Here is a 643-nt window from a genome sequence, read left to right on the forward strand (position 1 = left end):
GGTGGGGGTGGGGGGCGCAGGGGTCACTCGTCCATCTCCTTCGATTGGACCCGTCCGAGCATCAGTGTCCGGGTGCGCCCTAGTGTGTGGATGACTCACTCGTCTGTCAACAATGCAACGGTCAGCATCCTCGGGGTGTGGCTGGACGCCCGATCCCTGCCGTCGCGGCTCCGCGCGACGCGACCGAGCCGTCGGCAGCCGAGCATTGACTGTCAACAATCAGACAGCTAACGTCAGCCTCCTCACCTCGACGTGGAGGACGTCCCGTGTGACAGCCCGTCCCCCGACTCCCGTCCCACGTCCTTCCGACGTGAGGCGCGGACCGCTGGAACGGCGGGCAGCAGTTCCGGACCCATCTCACCCCTGAACGAACGGGAAACGACATGAGCTACCAGACCGGCACCGGCCAGCGGACCGCCGTCGTGACCGGCGCGGCTTCCCCGCGAGGCATCGGCTTCGCCACCGCCCGCCGCTTCGCCGCCGAGGGCTGGACCGTGGCCCTGCTCGACGTGGACGAGGCCGGCGCCGAGGCCGCCGCCGACAAGATCTCCAGCGAGTTCGGCACCGCCGTGCTCGGGCTGGCGGCCGACGTCACCGACCAGGCCTCCCTGACCCGGTGCGTGGAAGCCATCGCCGCCGCCGG

Annotated in this window: 1 protein-coding gene; it reads left to right on the forward strand. The window is 70.1% G+C overall.

Annotation, left to right across the window (positions count from 1 at the left end):
* Window positions 1-383 precede the first annotated feature (383 nt).
* Window positions 384-643: SDR family oxidoreductase (locus tag ACRYR2_RS25005; RefSeq protein ID WP_432565709.1), on the forward strand; the 260-nt coding region annotated here is incomplete at its 3' end.

This window comes from Kineococcus deserti (assembly GCF_050871945.1).
In the GTDB taxonomy this organism is placed as follows: domain Bacteria; phylum Actinomycetota; class Actinomycetes; order Actinomycetales; family Kineococcaceae; genus Kineococcus.